The sequence below is a fragment of the Kluyvera ascorbata genome, from assembly GCF_023195735.1.
Taxonomy (GTDB): domain Bacteria; phylum Pseudomonadota; class Gammaproteobacteria; order Enterobacterales; family Enterobacteriaceae; genus Kluyvera; species Kluyvera ascorbata.
Window position 1 is genome coordinate 1,706,161 of the sequence record NZ_CP096201.1, and the last position, 15,370, is coordinate 1,721,530.

Here is a 15,370-nt window from a genome sequence, read left to right on the forward strand (position 1 = left end):
CTCACGCACAATGAGTGCAAACTTTGCACCGATAAAAGCAAAGCGCCACACCTGCAGGAGAATAAAAATGTCATCACTGAGTAAAGAAGCGGTCCTGGTACACGAAGCGCTGGTCGCCCGTGGTCTGGAAACCCCGCTGCGCCCATCGGAGCGCGAAATGGATAATGAAACCCGTAAGCGCCTGATTACTGGGCATATGACCGAGATCATGCAGCTGCTGAACCTCGATCTGAGTGATGACAGCCTGATGGAAACGCCGCATCGCATTGCCAAAATGTATGTCGACGAAATTTTCTCGGGTCTGGATTACGCCAATTTCCCGAAAATTACCGTTATTGAAAATAAGATGAAGGTCGACGAGATGGTCACGGTGCGCGATATCACCTTAACCAGTACCTGCGAACACCATTTTGTGACCATCGACGGTAAAGCGACCGTGGCTTACATCCCGAAAGATTCGGTGATCGGCCTGTCTAAAATCAACCGTATCGTGCAGTTCTTCGCCCAGCGCCCGCAGGTTCAGGAGCGTCTGACGCAGCAGATCCTGACGGCGCTGCAAACGCTGCTCGGTACTAACAATGTGGCAGTGTCTATTGACGCGGTGCACTACTGCGTGAAAGCACGCGGCATTCGCGATGCGACCAGTGCCACCACCACAACCTCTCTGGGTGGGCTGTTCAAGTCCAGCCAGAATACCCGCCAGGAGTTCTTGCGCGCGGTACGTCACCACAACTAATCGACTCACGGAGCAGGTGCATGGAACGAAACGTCACGCTGGATTTTATTCGTGGCGTAGCCATACTGGGTATCCTGCTGCTGAATATCAGCGCCTTCGGCTTGCCGAAGGCCGCTTATCTTAACCCCGCCTGGTACGGTGAGATTACCTCTCGTGATGCCTGGACGTGGGCCATCCTCGACCTGTTTGCGCAGGTAAAATTCCTCACGCTGTTTGCGCTGCTGTTTGGTGCGGGTCTGCAATTGCTGCTACCGCGGGGCTCGCGCTGGATTCAAAGCCGCCTGACGCTGCTGGCGTTGCTCGGGTTTATTCACGGGCTGCTGTTCTGGGACGGCGATATTTTGCTCGCCTATGCGTTGGTGGGGCTGGTTTGCTGGCGCCTGGTCCGCGACGCGCGCGACGTGAAAGCCTTATTCAATACCGGCGCGATGCTGTACGTCATTGGCGTGGCGGTACTGCTGTTGCTTGGGCTGATTGCGGATAACGGACAAAGTCGCTCGTGGGTGCCGGATGCTTCAAACCTGCTCTACGAACATTACTGGAAGCTGAACGGCGGATTTGAAGCCATCAGCAACCGCAGCGATATGCTCTCGGCAAACCTTCTGGCGCTGGGTGCGCAGTACGGCTGGCAGCTTGCCGGCATGATGCTAATGGGGGCGGCATTGATGCGCTGCGGCTGGCTGAAAGGTCAGTTCAGCCATCGTCATTACCGCCGTTGTGCGGTGCTGTGCATCTCTCTTGGCATGCTGATTAACCTACCGGCGATCGCCGCGCAGTGGCATCTCGACTGGGCCTATCGCTGGTGCGCGTTTTTGCTGCAAGCGCCGCGTGAAATTAGCGCGCCGATCCAAACGCTGGGTTACGCCGCGCTGGCTTACGCCTACTGGCCGCAAATCAGCCGTTCTCGGCTGGCGGCAGCGGTGGTCTGCGTGGGGCGCATGGCGCTGACCAACTACCTTCTGCAAACGCTCATTTGTACCACGCTGTTCTATCACTTCGGTCTGTTCATGAAGTATGACCGTCTGACGCTACTGGCGTTTGTTGTCCCCGTATGGTTGGTCAACCTTGGCTTCTCTGTGCTGTGGCTGCGTCATTTCCGTCAGGGCCCCGTTGAGTGGCTGTGGCGTCAATTGACGGCAAAAGCATCAGGCGTGTCATTTCGCAACACATTTAGATAACGATCCAGATCACAACCATTAACAAAATGGATGTAACCGTTTCCAAGGCTGTGACCTTTCTCACGTAGTTGCCGCAGACTCACTGCCAGAATAGCGCTCTCGCTGTACATAGGGGGTGTAACGTGAACTGCAGCAATATTAAATCGGGCGGTGAGTATGATCACCATTCGTGATGTCGCCCGCCAGGCGGGCGTTTCCGTTGCCACCGTTTCACGGGTGCTGAACAACAGCGCTCTGGTCAGTCAGGATACCCGCGATACCGTGATGAAAGCGGTGTCGGCATTGGGTTATCGTCCGAATGCGAACGCGCAAGCGCTGGCAACGCAGGTCAGCGATACCATTGGCTGCGTGGTGATGGACGTCTCCGACGCCTTCTTTGGCGCGCTGGTTAAAGCGGTGGATACCGTCGCCCAGCAGCATCATAAATATGTGCTTATTGGCAATAGCTACCACGAAGCAGAAAAAGAGCGCAACGCCATTGAGGTGCTGATTCGTCAGCGCTGTAGTGCACTTATCGTCCATTCTAAAGCCTTAAGCGATCGGGAACTCAGCGAGTTTATGGCACACATGCCCGGCATGGTGCTGATTAACCGTATCGTTCCCGGCTATGCCCATCGCTGCGTCTGCCTGGATAACGTCAGCGGTGCGCTGATGGGAACCCGGATGCTGCTCAATCATGGGCATCAACGCATTGGCTATCTCGCGTCCAGCCACAGCATTGAAGATGATGATATGCGCCGGGAAGGGTGGGCGCGTGCGCTGCTGGAGCAAGGCATTGTGGCCCCCGATAGCTGGGTTGGCACCGGCTCGCCGGATATGCAGGGTGGGGAAGCGGCAATGGTCGAACTGCTCGGACGCAATGCCGGGCTAACCGCCGTGTTTGCCTATAACGATAATATGGCGGCCGGCGCGCTGAGTGCGCTAAAAGATAACGGTATTGCCGTACCGCAGCAGGTTTCAGTCATCGGCTTTGACGATATTCCCATTGCTCGCTATACCGATCCGCAGTTGACGACCATCCGCTACCCGATTGTTTCTATGGCAAAACAGGCGACGGAGCTGGCGCTTTTAGGGGCGGCGGGCAAGCTTGATAGTGAGGCCACTCACTGTTTTATGCCGACGCTGGTTCGTCGCCATTCTGTGGCGCAGCGGCAATCTGTGCATCCCATCACGAACTAATTTGTTAGTGTTATGTAACCGTTTTCAATCTGTGAGTAAATTCACAGATTGTTAACATCGGCATCGCTATGATGGCAGCGTTTATCAGGCTGAAACATGATGTAACGGTGATTAATCACTTTTTATAGCGTAAATCAGCTGCAAAAACAGTTTAGAACGTCATCTGGATTGTTGCTCAACACGGAAGAACAAATTTTTATCAGTGAATTTCGTCGTGCAGTAACAATTTATTAACTCTGCCCGCCGACTATTTTCACCCGAACTACCCTGCATAATAAAACCGGAGATACCATGAATAAGAAGGTGTTAACCCTGTCTGCCCTGATGGCCAGCATGTTTTTCGGTGCAGCAGCGCACGCTGCCGATACCCGTATTGGCGTAACTATCTATAAATACGACGACAACTTTATGTCCGTTGTGCGTAAAGCTATCGAGAAAGATGCGAAAGCCGCGCCGGACGTTCAGCTGCTGATGAACGACTCCCAGAACGACCAGTCTAAGCAGAACGACCAGATTGACGTCCTGCTGGCAAAAGGCGTGAAAGCGCTGGCTATCAACCTGGTTGACCCTGCGGCGGCAGGCACGGTCATTGAAAAAGCGCGCGGCCAGAACGTGCCGATCGTCTTCTTCAACAAAGAACCTTCTCGTAAAGCGCTGGATAGCTATGACAAAGCGTTCTACGTGGGCACCGATTCTAAAGAATCCGGTATTATCCAGGGCGACCTGATTGCTAAACACTGGGCGGCAAACCCGAACTGGGATCTGAACAAAGACGGCCAGATTCAGTTCGTGCTGCTGAAAGGCGAACCGGGCCACCCGGATGCTGAAGCGCGTACCACCTACGTTATCAAAGAGCTGAACGACAAGGGTCTGAAAACCCAGCAGCTGCAGCTGGATACCGCCATGTGGGATACCGCTCAGGCTAAAGACAAGATGGACGCATGGCTGTCCGGCCCTAACGCTAACAAAATTGAAGTCGTTATCGCCAACAACGATGCGATGGCAATGGGTGCGGTAGAAGCGCTGAAAGCGCACAACAAATCTTCCATCCCTGTCTTCGGCGTGGATGCGCTGCCGGAAGCACTGGCGCTGGTTAAATCTGGGGCAATGGCGGGTACCGTGCTGAACGATGCCAACAACCAGGCGAAAGCAACCTTCGATCTGGCGAAAAACCTCGCTGCCGGTAAAGGTGCCGCTGATGGCACCAACTGGAAGATCGAGAATAAAATCGTCCGCGTACCTTACGTTGGCGTAGATAAAGACAACCTTAGCGAATTCACCGGTAAGTAATCTTTAAATATATAGGGCGCGCATTTGTGCGCCCTATAAATACTGACGCAGAAATATCGCAGCCAGGTATATATATGGACAACAATAATAGAGAGCCGTCTGGCGAATTCTTGTTGGAAATGAGCCAGATCAACAAGTCATTTCCGGGCGTAAAAGCACTCGATAATGTTAACCTGAAAGTTCGTCCGCACTCTATCCATGCATTAATGGGTGAGAACGGTGCGGGCAAATCAACGTTATTAAAATGCCTATTTGGGATCTACCAAAAAGATTCCGGCAGCATTCTATTCCAGGGTAAAGAAATCGATTTCCATTCCGCTAAAGAAGCGCTGGAAAATGGTATTTCCATGGTTCACCAGGAACTTAACCTGGTATTACAACGTTCGGTCATGGACAACATGTGGTTAGGTCGTTACCCTACCAAAGGCATGTTTGTCGACCAGGACAAAATGTATCGTGATACCAAAGCCATCTTTGATGAGCTGGATATTGATATCGACCCGCGCGCGCGCGTCGGTACGCTCTCCGTGTCGCAGATGCAGATGATTGAAATCGCCAAGGCCTTCTCCTATAACGCGAAAATCGTGATTATGGATGAACCTACGTCGTCGCTTACGGAAAAAGAGGTAAACCACCTGTTTACCATTATCCGTAAGCTGAAAGACCGCGGCTGCGGCATCGTCTATATCTCGCATAAGATGGAAGAAATTTTCCAGCTGTGTGATGAAATCACCGTTCTGCGCGATGGTCAGTGGATTGCCACCCAGCCGCTGGAAGGGCTGGATATGGACAAGATCATCGCCATGATGGTCGGTCGCTCACTGAACCAGCGTTTCCCGGACCGCCAGAACGTACCGGGCGAGGTTATCCTCGACGTGCAGCATCTGACGTCCCTGCGTCAGCCGTCGATTCGTGACGTCTCGTTCCAGCTGCGTAAAGGGGAAATCCTTGGCATCGCTGGGCTGGTGGGCGCCAAGCGTACCGATATCGTGGAAACGCTGTTCGGCGTGCGCGAAAAATCGGGCGGCACCATTACCCTGCACGGTAAGAAAATTAATAACCATAGCGCCAACGAAGCGATCAATAACGGCTTTGCGCTGGTGACCGAAGAGCGTCGCTCGACGGGTATTTACGCCTACCTTGATATTGGATTTAACTCATTAATTTCGAATATCAAGAACTATAAAAATAAAGTGGGTCTGCTGGATAACTCTCGCATGAAGAGCGACACCCAATGGGTTATCGACTCTATGCGCGTGAAGACGCCTGGACACCACACACAGATTGGTTCGTTATCCGGTGGTAACCAGCAGAAGGTCATTATTGGACGCTGGCTGTTAACCCAGCCTGAAATTCTGATGCTGGATGAACCGACTCGTGGTATCGACGTAGGTGCAAAATTTGAAATTTATCAATTAATCGCCGAGCTGGCGAAGAAAGATAAAGGGATCATTATTATTTCTTCAGAAATGCCAGAGCTACTGGGTATTACTGACCGCATCCTTGTCATGAGTAATGGCCTGGTTGCCGGGATTGTTGAAACGAAAACTGCAACGCAAAACGAAATTCTCCGTCTTGCGTCATTGCACCTTTAATTTCAGGGGCTCGACATGAGTGCGTTAAATAAAAAAAGCTTTCTCACTTATCTGAAAGATGGCGGTATTTACGTTGTTCTTTTGGTTCTGCTGGCCATTATTATTATCCAGGACCCAACTTTCTTAAGTTTGTTGAACCTCAGTAACATCCTGACCCAGTCTTCCGTACGTATTATTATCGCCCTCGGCGTTGCCGGGCTGATCGTTACCCAGGGTACTGACCTGTCCGCAGGTCGTCAGGTGGGTCTGGCGGCGGTGATTGCGGCGACGCTGTTGCAGTCGATGGAGAACGCCAACAAGGTGTTCCCGGAGATGGCAACCATGCCAATCTTCGTGGTTATCCTGATTGTCTGCGCGATTGGCGCGGTCATCGGTCTGATTAACGGGATCATCATCGCTTACCTGAACGTGACGCCATTTATCACGACCCTGGGTACGATGATTATCGTGTACGGCATCAACTCCCTGTACTACGACTTCGTGGGTGCGTCGCCGATTTCCGGCTTCGATGGCGGTTTCTCGACGTTCACGCAAGGGTTTATCGCGCTGGGCAGCTTCCGCCTGTCGTACATTACCTTCTATGCGCTGATTGCCGTTGGTCTTGTCTGGATCCTGTGGAACAAAACCCGCTTTGGTAAAAACATCTTCGCTATCGGCGGCAACCCGGAAGCGGCGAAAGTCTCCGGCGTTAACGTGGCGCTGAACCTGCTGGTGATTTACGCGCTGTCCGGCGTGTTCTATGCCTTCGGCGGGATGCTGGAAGCAGGGCGTATCGGCTCGGCAACCAACAACCTCGGCTTTATGTACGAACTGGACGCGATTGCTGCCTGCGTAGTGGGTGGGGTGTCATTCAGCGGCGGCGTAGGTACCGTGCTGGGCGTAGTGACCGGTGTCATTATCTTCACCGTTATCAACTACGGTCTGACCTATATCGGCGTAAACCCATACTGGCAGTACATCATCAAGGGCGGGATTATTATCTTCGCCGTAGCGCTGGACTCCCTGAAGTACGCGCGTAAGAAATAAGCGTAGTAAGAGAAACATAAGAGGAGCCCGGCGAAAAACGCCGGGCTTTTGATTTTGTCGCCGCAGGTTGAAGGGGTTAAAGCGCGACGGCGTGCGCTTTTTCACCCGGTTTAAAGGCTATCTCCCCAAGGCTAATGCAGGCCACCGGGCAGACGTGTCCGCAGAGCAGGCAGCCGACGCATTTTTCAGTATCACAGTGCGGCGTGCGGGTTTCCTCATTCCACTCCATCGCCTGATGCCCGCCGTCGTAGCAGGAGATATAGCAGCGGCCGCAGCCGACGCATTTTGCCTGATTAATATGCGGGTAGACGATATAACTGCGGTCAAGGTCTTCGGCCGGTACGATGTTGTGGTTGGCAAGGCCAATCATCTCATCAAGCGAATGGAAGCCTTGATCGTTAAGATAGTGGGAGAGGCCGCTTATCATATCTTCGACGATACGATAGCCGTACTGCATGATGCCGGTCGTGACCTGCAGCGTCGCCGCGCCCAGCAGCAAAAACTCGGCGGCGTCTTCCCAGGTTTCAATCCCGCCGATCCCGCTGATAGGGAAATCCTTCAGTTCGGGGTGAGTGCGTAACTGTTGAATGAAGCGCAGGGCGATCGGTTTCACGGCCTTGCCGGAATACCCGGAGATGCTGGATTTGCCGTTGACTACCGGCATGCCGATTTTACGGTTGAGGTCGATATTGGTAATGGATTTAACGGTGTTGATGGTCGCAATACCGTCAGCACCGCCGCGTTTAGCCGCCAGCGCCACTTCGCACATATCGCCGATGTTCGGCGTCATTTTGGCCAGCATTGGCAGAGAAGAGCCGCGCTTCACCGCCCGGCAGTATTTCTCTACCAGTTCCGGGCTTTGCCCGACGTCGCTGCCCATCGCGTGGGAGGTCATCTGCGGGCAGGAGAAGTTGCATTCAATCATGTCGGCACCGGCTTCTTCGACAAGTTTTGCCAGATCCTGCCACTGCTGTTCATTTTCGCCCATGATCGAGGCGATCAGCACTTTATCAGGGTAGTCCTGCTTGAGCTGGCGGATTGCCGCCAGGTTTTCCGCCAACGGGTGCTCGGCAATCTGCTCCATGTTTTTAAAGCCGATAAACCCGGTGTCTTCTTTGGTCAAATGGTCGAAGCGCGGCGAGACTTCATTGGCAATAAAGAAGCCGATAGTTTTAAACACGATACCGCCCCAGCCGCTGTCATAGGCCTTGGCGCACATGTCGTAGCAGTTGCCCACCGGTGAAGACGAGAGACAGAACGGGTTAGGGAATTTGACGCCGCAGAAGGTGACCGACAGATCTTTAGTTAACATGTTCATGCCTCCTCTAAATAGTGATGAATGGCCTGAGCGGCTTCTTTCCCGGTCTTCACGGCGTAGACGACGGTTTTGTCTCCCTTGACGATATCGCCCGCGGCGAACAGCTGAGGGTCGCTGGTCTGGTAGTCGTGCGTTTCCACGATGTTGCGTTGTACCTGAATACCCGCAAAGGCCTCTAGCTCGGCGCGTTGGCCCACGGCGAGATAAATACGCTCTGCCGTCAGCGTCAGCTCGCCGGGCAGGCGAACGTGCTGGAATGTGACGTTGTTACCCGTCACGGCGACAGGTGTAAAGCCATCGATAATTGACACGCCTAGCGCCTGGGTAGTGGTGAACTCTTTATCACTTGCCGGGAATTCGGCCAGCTCTTCGCGTGCAACACAGGTGACGGACGGGCAGCCGAGAATTTTCAACGTGCTGGCCACGTCCATCGCCACGTCGCCACCGCCGACAATCAGCGCGCTTTGCGGTACGGTGATATTGCCGCCAGAAGTGCGGGCTCGCTGGAGAAAATCGACGGCAATTTCGACCGGGTTGGCGTCGTTAAACAGAGGCAGCGTCGAGCCTTTGGACATCCCAACGGTCAGCAGTACGGCGCGGTAGTCGGCTTTTAGCTCGGCGAGCGTCAGGTTTTGGCCGACTTCGCAGCCGCAGCGAATCGTTACGCCCATTTCGCTGATTCGCGCAATTTCAGCATCCAGCACCTTTTGCGGCAGGCGGAATTCCGGGATGCCGTGCCGCAGCCAGCCGCCCGGCTGGGCTTCTTTTTCGAACAGGGTAACGTCATAACCCAAATTGGTGAGCGTCACGCTGGCCTGTAATCCGGCAGGGCCCGCGCCAATGATGGCGACTTTGCCTTTATCCTTACGACCCGGTTGGTAAATCTGCATCGCCGTTTGCTGCTCAAAGTCAGTGACAAAACGCTGCAGGCGGCCAATATCAATCGGCGTATCGATTCCTGAGCGCGAACAGCCCTGCTGGCACAGCTTTTCCGTTGGGCAGACCCGTGCACACACCGACCCTAACGCATTATTTTCCCGAATGGTTTCGGCTGCGCCCTTAAAGTTGCGGAAATAGACTGAGCGAATGAACTTGCCTGGGTCGGTCTCCGACGGACAAGACTGGCTGCATGGCGCGTCGTGGCACAGCAGACAGCGGGAGGCCTCTTTGATTGCCAATAGCGGCGTAAAGGCGGGAATCAGCTCATCCTGGTATTGATGTTGCGACATAATTGCTCCCTTAATGATTAGTTTAATTAAGGCAAATAAAGTGAAACAACTACTGGCAGGCTAAGCGGATGAAGGGGGAGGGTTCTGTGAAAGAATTCACAAATAACTATGTTTTTTATATGGTTATTTGGCGATGGCAGGAATACATAAGATGCAAATAAGAACTATTAGTGAATGAAGAATTCATCAACTAATTTGATGGCAAGAACGAAGGTATTTAGAAAAAGGTCACTGTGTTTTCTTCTTCTGTAACTCCAGCAACTGCTCTGGCGTCACAGCCGGATACCCCTGAGCGCCTGCGGGCACTTCCTGCTGGGCGGGAATTGGGATCAGCGGCCCTAAGAAACGCGGCTCGCGCTTGAAGAGATAAAGGTCAGCCAGTGCGCCAAAGCGGGCACCGAACTCACGAAGGCGGACGCTCCACATATCTTTCGGTGACGGCACGGCGTAGCACTGCGCCTGAATCCCCATATGCAGGGCGATAAACAGCGCGCGTTCGCAGTGGAAGCGCTGGGTGATGATGATGAAATCGTTAGTGTCGAAGACTTTGCGGGTACGCACGATAGAGTCGAGCGTGCGGAAACCGGCATAGTCGAGCACGATATCGGCAGGATCGACGCCTGCTTTGATCAGATCGCGCCGCATGGTCATCGGTTCGTTATAGCTTTGCAGCGCGTTATCGCCGCTCAGCAGCAGATAATTGACCTTGCCGCTGTTGTAGGCGTTGAGCGCGCCCTGAATGCGGTAACGATAGTATTGATTAATCACGCCCGTGCGGTAGTACTTGGCGGTACCGAGCACCACGCCTACCTGTCGGTAGGGGAGATCCTGCAGCTCATCGTAAATATAGGGCGACGTTTTCCAGCTCATCCAACGGTCAAGACCCAGCACGGTCAACAGCAGCAGGCCGAACAGGACTAACAGGCTGTATAACACACGCTTTAACATGAACTTGACTCAATAGTGGACGAGGGAGACATCAGGCTACTTTACCCGTCGGACAAGAGCAAGAAACCATCGTTTAATTGCGGGGAAATTAACCGGTGTCTGGTAGCCCGGCCAAGCGAAGCGCCGCCGGGACAGGGAAGCGAGTCACCCCGGAGTCGGCGTGTTCACGCCTCCTCCGGGCTATATCGTTAGCCCAACAGCACGCGATCGATATTGTGGCAGCCCAGCGCTTTCAGCGTAGCGGCGGTGGCATCCCACTGAATCAGCGGTGCGTCGGCGCGTTCGGCCAGAATGGCGCGCTGGATATCCGGGTAGTCGTAGCCGTTCAGGCTCAGGAGGTTCAGGGCACCCTGCAACGGTGGCAACGTCGGGTTGAACGCGGCATTTTCCGCATAGCTGCCGCTGAAAATAGTACCGTCGCGCAGTTCCAACGCTACGCCGGAAGGCGCTTTGCTGTATGGCGTATGGCTATGGTTGGCAGCCTGAATGGCGGCCTGCGCCAGCGCATCGCCTTCGAGCGGATAACCGTGATCCTGCTCGTCCATCAGTAAGGTTTTGATATCGAGATCTTTTGGTCCAAACGCATCCGGCAGGTAGTCTTTCAGCGTATGCGGCTGACGACCCGGCAGATTGATTCGCAGCGCCAGCCCGCTGTTCAGTTCATTCATAAACTGACGACAGTGGCCGCACGGCGTGTAGTTGACGGTGATAGCCTGTAGGGCTTTTTCGCCGCGCAGCCAGGCATGGCTGATGGCGCTCTGCTCGGCATGCACGGTTTGCTGCATGGTGGCGCCGAGGAACTCCATGTTGCCGCCAAAGTACCAGGTTCCGCTCACGCCGCGGGCGATAGCACCGACGTTAAAGTGAGACAGATCTGCACGAGCACAGGCGGCGGCCAGCGGCAGGAGGGCAAAAGCGAGCGCGTCTTCGTCCAGCCCCGTCGCTGCTTGCAGCGAAGAGACCTGCTCGGCGCTCAGCAGAGCAGGGAAGTGCGGATCGGCTAGCAGGGGAGCGATAGCGGTCTGCAGATCTGCCGCCAGTTGCGAAAAAGCAGATTGAAAACGTGGATGCATGGCGATGTGCCTCATAACAATGTAATGGGATCGTAGTGTACGGGGCGCGGACGCCCCAATTAGTGATCAATATCTCATTGTTAATGCAACGTGTGTAACATCAGTTAAAAATGTGTGATTTGTCTCGTTTTATCCCATCACCGACAGAATAATCGGGAACAGGAATGGCGCAATCAGCGAGGTAATGATGCCGCAGATAACCAACGCCAGCGAACTAAACGCCCCTTCCTGATAATCCATCTCAGCACAGCGTGCGGTACCGAGAGCGTGCGACGCGGTCCCCATTGACAGCCCGCGCGAGGCTTTGGTGGTAATCCGCATCAGGTTCAGCAAGGTGTGGCCAAACACCGCACCGAGAATACCGACGTAAATCACGCACACGGCGCTAATCGCCGGGATACCGCCGATACTGCCGCTGACCGCCATTGCAATCGGCGTGGTCACGGATTTCGGCAGAATAGAGGCGGCAATCTGTGGCGAAGCCCCCATCATCAATGCCACCGAGGTACCGGTAATCATCGCCACCGCGCTGCCGACAAAGCAGATAGTGATGATAGATTTCCAGCGGGCGCGGATCTGGTGCAGCTGTTCATACAGCGGATAAGCAAGAGCGACCACCGCAGGCTGCAACAGGTCGTTCAGCACTTCGCTGCCTTTAAAGTAATGATCGTACGGAATACCGGTCAGCAGCAGGAACGGAATAATCACCACCATCGACACCAGCAGCGGGTTGAGCAGCGGCATTTTAAAGCGTGTGGCAAGCTTACGGGCGGCAAAAAAGACAACCAAAGTTAGCGGTAAAGACCACCAGATATAGTGCAGCATTATTTATCCGCTCCATCACGACCAACCACTTTACGCTCACCGTGAACCAGGTGAGAGCTCCAGCTCACCACTACCAGGACGACCAACGTACTGATGGTGCAGGAGACGACTACCGGGCCGAACTGCGCGCTCAGCAGCGAGAAGTACTGCATCACACCGACGCCAATCGGCACAAACAGCAGCGCCATATAGCGGATCAGGATGTAGCAGCCGGGGTTAACCCACTTCGCGGGCAGGATTTGCAGCGCCAGCAGCACAAACATAATAAGCATGCCGATAATGCTGCCAGGAATGGTAATGGGCAGCAGCGACGAAATAAAAATACCGGCATACAAACAGGCGTAAATCAGCACGAATGCACGCAGGTATTGCCAGATTAAATTCAGCGATTTGAGCATGGGATTCACCTTTGGTGGAATGCATTCATCATACAATTAAACCCTGAAATGTGCTACCGATCACATCATGAAATCTGAGCATACCTGATATAGATAACGTGAACATCAGGCATCTGCCCGGCGTTATCCCTCCATTTGTACCGGATGCGACAAATAGTGGAGAAACCGGCTTAGCGCGAGGGAAGGCGTGCTCGATTTGCGCCAGAATACGCCGACGCTGCCTTTCTGCTCAACCTTTGGCAGAGCCAGAATGGCGAGCTGACCCTGATTTTGATAACGCTCGGCCAGACGCAGGGACAGAATCGAAATCATGTCGCTGCTTTGCAGCAGGTTAACGCTGACGTTCATTGATGCCGACTCGATGGTGTTTTCCGGCAGCATGACGCCGTTTTCCACCAGCGCGTTGTCGATACTTTGACGAATCGGCGTGCCGTTAGGCCAGACTATCCAGCGCCATGATGCCAGGTCTTCCCACGACAGGCGGCTGCGATGAGCGAGGGGGTGGTCTGTTCGCGCGACGAAGCAGACCGGCTCGGTGTACAGCACCTCGTAATTCAGCGGCAGTTCCAGCGCCCGGCCGCCGATGCGCCCGACTACCACGTCCACGACGCCGGACTGCAAATCGTGCAGCAGCGGCGTCATCACCTTCTCTTCAATATTCAGATGCAGTGTCGGCATCTCGGCGAGCAGTGGGAAAATAGCCTGAGAGACGCAGTCGGTGGCGACCGGCGAGCAGCCAATTTTCAGGCTTCCCACGAGGCCGCCCTGCTTAAAGCGCTCCATCTCAAACTGTGAACGTTCGATATCGTTAATCAGCCGCTGGGCGTGCTGGAGCAGCAGTTTGCCGCCTTCCGATACGCGTAGCCCTTTACTGTGCCGTTCAAACAGCGTGAGGCCCAGCTCCTCTTCAAACTGGGTTAGCCACTTAGAGAGCGCGGGCTGGGTGATGTGCATCATCTTCGCGACCTGAGTCAGGTTTCCCTGCTCGCCGAGTGCGACCAGCATTTTCAGATGGTGGAGCTTCAGCTTCTGCGTCCAGTCTGCCATGAGATATAACCTCCAGGTTATGGAAGGGCATGAAATGCCATTGTACAACTCATTTCACTTATCACAAAATGGCAACATAAAAGCAAAAAAAGAAACATCTTACCCTGAGCCGTTCTGGCGAAAGCGCGGACGGATACGTGGATAACCTGCACATACCGAGGCCCTCCCTATGACGCAACGACGTGAACTACAGGCACTCATCGATGTCGCTCCGATCGGCAAGATGCAGTGGCGCGTCATCATCTGCTGTTTCCTGGTGGTGATGATGGACGGTTTTGATACCGCCGCGATTGGCTTTATTGCCCCGGCTATTCGCGACCACTGGCAACTGACCGCAGGCGACCTGGCACCGCTGTTTGGCGCGGGGCTGTTGGGTTTAACCGCAGGGGCCTTACTGTGCGGCCCGCTCTCTGACAGGCTCGGGCGCAAACGCGTCATCGAATGGTGCGTCGCGTTGTTCGGCCTCTTCAGCCTGCTGTCGGCGTTCTCACCGAATCTTGAAGCCCTGATTATCCTGCGTTTCTTAACCGGCCTGGGCCTTGGCGGCGCAATGCCAAATACCATCACCATGACCTCTGAATACCTGCCGGCCCGCCGTCGCGGCGCGCTGGTGACGTTGATGTTCTGCGGCTTCACGCTCGGCTCAGCCTTTGGCGGCATCGTCAGCGCACAGTTGGTGGGAGTGATTGGCTGGCACGGCATTCTGGTGCTGGGCGGCGTGCTGCCAATCGTGCTGTTCTTCGCACTGCTGGCGGCGTTGCCGGAGTCCCCGCGCTGGCTGGTGCGTCGCCAGCGTCCACAGGCGGAAATTCGCCGCACCGTCAGCGCCATGACCGGTGAACGCTACGACGATACCGAGTTCTGGCTTGATGAACCGGCGGCGACCAAAAAGGGCAGTATTAGCCAACTGTTTACCGGGCGTCAGCTCACTATCACGCTGATGCTATGGGTGGTGTTCTTTATGAGCCTGCTGATCATCTATTTACTCTCTAGCTGGATGCCAACCCTGCTGAACCATCGCGGTATCGATCTCCAGCACGCCTCGTGGGTAACGGCGGCGTTCCAGGTGGGCGGCACGCTGGGCGCGCTGATGCTCGGCGTCTTAATGGACAAATTCAATCCGTTCTGGGTGCTGGCGGTGAGCTATGCGCTGGGGGCGGTGTGCATTGTGATGATTGGCCTGAGTGAAAACGGCCTGTGGATGATGGCACTGGCGATTTTCGGCACCGGCATCGGCATCAGCGGCTCGCAGGTGGGACTGAACGCCTTGACCGCCACCCTCTACCCGACCCAGAGCCGCGCTACCGGCGTGAGCTGGTCAAACGCCATTGGGCGCTGCGGCGCAATCGTCGGCTCCATTTCCGGCGGCGTGATGATGGCGATGAATTTCTCATTCGACCCCCTGTTCTTTGTGATTGCCGTACCGGCCGCCATCAGCGCCATCATGCTGACGCTCCTGACCCTGGTAGTACGCCAATCATCCCGAGTACCCGAATCGCAGCCTGTGATGGGCGCGGTGAAAAGTTAA

At 54.7% G+C, this 15,370-nt stretch carries 14 protein-coding genes; 7 read left to right on the forward strand and 7 right to left on the reverse strand.

The genetic code is table 11. The features are described 5' to 3' along the window. The first annotated feature begins 67 nt into the window (after positions 1–67). The 6 genes from folE (at position 68) to mglC (ending at position 7,004) form a co-directional block, all read left to right on the forward strand. The gene (gene folE / locus MY052_RS08050) at positions 68–736 is read left to right on the forward strand and encodes a GTP cyclohydrolase I FolE (protein ID WP_035893451.1); all 669 of its coding nucleotides are present in this window, start codon (positions 68–70) and stop codon (positions 734–736) included. Between the two features lie 20 nt (positions 737–756). Next, positions 757–1,914 carry a DUF418 domain-containing protein YeiB gene (yeiB, locus tag MY052_RS08055; RefSeq protein ID WP_202217585.1) on the forward strand — a complete coding sequence of 386 codons (1,158 nt, stop codon included), beginning with the start codon at positions 757–759 and terminating at the stop codon, positions 1,912–1,914. 156 nt (positions 1,915–2,070) lie between these two features. Then, complete coding sequence (galS, locus tag MY052_RS08060; protein ID WP_035893449.1) at positions 2,071–3,093, forward strand: HTH-type transcriptional regulator GalS; 1,023 nt, start codon at positions 2,071–2,073, stop codon at positions 3,091–3,093. Positions 3,094–3,384: 291 nt separating this feature from the next. Beyond that, on the forward strand, positions 3,385–4,383 hold the full coding sequence (gene mglB, locus MY052_RS08065; RefSeq protein WP_248538521.1) for a galactose/glucose ABC transporter substrate-binding protein MglB: 999 nt from the start codon (positions 3,385–3,387) through the stop codon (positions 4,381–4,383). A gap of 74 nt (positions 4,384–4,457) precedes the next feature. Beyond that, complete coding sequence (gene mglA, locus MY052_RS08070) at positions 4,458–5,978, forward strand: galactose/methyl galactoside ABC transporter ATP-binding protein MglA (RefSeq protein WP_035893446.1); 1,521 nt, start codon at positions 4,458–4,460, stop codon at positions 5,976–5,978. A gap of 15 nt (positions 5,979–5,993) precedes the next feature. After that, entirely contained in the window at positions 5,994–7,004 is a 1,011-nt protein-coding gene (gene mglC, locus MY052_RS08075; protein WP_035893444.1) for a galactose/methyl galactoside ABC transporter permease MglC, read from the forward strand. Positions 7,005–7,080: 76 nt separating this feature from the next. On the opposite strand, the gene preA is transcribed toward mglC, so the two are convergent. The 7 genes from preA to MY052_RS08110 form a co-directional block, all read right to left on the reverse strand. Continuing rightward, a complete protein-coding gene (gene preA, locus MY052_RS08080) occupies positions 7,081–8,316 on the reverse strand; it encodes an NAD-dependent dihydropyrimidine dehydrogenase subunit PreA (protein ID WP_248538522.1) in 1,236 nt (411 codons plus the stop codon). 2 nt (positions 8,317–8,318) lie between these two features. Continuing rightward, positions 8,319–9,551 (reverse strand): NAD(P)-dependent oxidoreductase, encoded by a 1,233-nt coding sequence (locus MY052_RS08085; protein ID WP_248538523.1) that lies wholly within the window; start codon positions 9,549–9,551, stop codon positions 8,319–8,321. Between the two features lie 228 nt (positions 9,552–9,779). Then, complete coding sequence (sanA, locus tag MY052_RS08090; RefSeq protein WP_035893440.1) at positions 9,780–10,499, reverse strand: outer membrane permeability protein SanA; 720 nt, start codon at positions 10,497–10,499, stop codon at positions 9,780–9,782. 188 nt (positions 10,500–10,687) lie between these two features. Continuing rightward, on the reverse strand, positions 10,688–11,572 hold the full coding sequence (gene cdd, locus MY052_RS08095; RefSeq protein WP_123652688.1) for a cytidine deaminase: 885 nt from the start codon (positions 11,570–11,572) through the stop codon (positions 10,688–10,690). A gap of 129 nt (positions 11,573–11,701) precedes the next feature. Continuing rightward, complete coding sequence (locus MY052_RS08100) at positions 11,702–12,397, reverse strand: CidB/LrgB family autolysis modulator (protein WP_035893437.1); 696 nt, start codon at positions 12,395–12,397, stop codon at positions 11,702–11,704. Further along, positions 12,397–12,795 (reverse strand): CidA/LrgA family protein, encoded by a 399-nt coding sequence (locus tag MY052_RS08105; protein WP_035893432.1) that lies wholly within the window; start codon positions 12,793–12,795, stop codon positions 12,397–12,399. Before MY052_RS08105 ends, MY052_RS08100 begins: the two co-directional genes overlap by 1 nt. A gap of 123 nt (positions 12,796–12,918) precedes the next feature. Next, on the reverse strand, positions 12,919–13,842 hold the full coding sequence (locus MY052_RS08110) for a LysR substrate-binding domain-containing protein (RefSeq protein ID WP_035893430.1): 924 nt from the start codon (positions 13,840–13,842) through the stop codon (positions 12,919–12,921). A gap of 169 nt (positions 13,843–14,011) precedes the next feature. Between MY052_RS08110 and mhbT the strand changes: the two genes are divergently transcribed. Continuing rightward, positions 14,012–15,370 (forward strand): 3-hydroxybenzoate transporter MhbT, encoded by a 1,359-nt coding sequence (mhbT, locus tag MY052_RS08115; protein ID WP_248538524.1) that lies wholly within the window; start codon positions 14,012–14,014, stop codon positions 15,368–15,370.

Excerpts from the sequence above, each read along its gene's own strand:
- MY052_RS08085 (WP_248538523.1), bottom strand. The coding sequence starts at position 9,551 with ATGTCGCAACATCAATACCAGGATGAGCTGATTCCCGCCTTTACGCCG.
- mglB (WP_248538521.1), top strand. The coding sequence starts at position 3,385 with ATGAATAAGAAGGTGTTAACCCTGTCTGCCCTGATGGCCAGCATGTTT.
- MY052_RS08100 (WP_035893437.1), bottom strand. The coding sequence starts at position 12,397 with ATGCTGCACTATATCTGGTGGTCTTTACCGCTAACTTTGGTTGTCTTT.
- MY052_RS08105 (WP_035893432.1), bottom strand. The coding sequence starts at position 12,795 with ATGCTCAAATCGCTGAATTTAATCTGGCAATACCTGCGTGCATTCGTG.
- mhbT (WP_248538524.1), top strand. The coding sequence starts at position 14,012 with ATGACGCAACGACGTGAACTACAGGCACTCATCGATGTCGCTCCGATC.
- mglC (WP_035893444.1), top strand. The coding sequence starts at position 5,994 with ATGAGTGCGTTAAATAAAAAAAGCTTTCTCACTTATCTGAAAGATGGC.
- MY052_RS08110 (WP_035893430.1), bottom strand. The coding sequence starts at position 13,842 with ATGGCAGACTGGACGCAGAAGCTGAAGCTCCACCATCTGAAAATGCTG.
- folE (WP_035893451.1), top strand. The coding sequence starts at position 68 with ATGTCATCACTGAGTAAAGAAGCGGTCCTGGTACACGAAGCGCTGGTC.
- preA (WP_248538522.1), bottom strand. The coding sequence starts at position 8,316 with ATGTTAACTAAAGATCTGTCGGTCACCTTCTGCGGCGTCAAATTCCCT.
- galS (WP_035893449.1), top strand. The coding sequence starts at position 2,071 with ATGATCACCATTCGTGATGTCGCCCGCCAGGCGGGCGTTTCCGTTGCC.
- cdd (WP_123652688.1), bottom strand. The coding sequence starts at position 11,572 with ATGCATCCACGTTTTCAATCTGCTTTTTCGCAACTGGCGGCAGATCTG.
- sanA (WP_035893440.1), bottom strand. The coding sequence starts at position 10,499 with ATGTTAAAGCGTGTGTTATACAGCCTGTTAGTCCTGTTCGGCCTGCTG.
- yeiB (WP_202217585.1), top strand. The coding sequence starts at position 757 with ATGGAACGAAACGTCACGCTGGATTTTATTCGTGGCGTAGCCATACTG.
- mglA (WP_035893446.1), top strand. The coding sequence starts at position 4,458 with ATGGACAACAATAATAGAGAGCCGTCTGGCGAATTCTTGTTGGAAATG.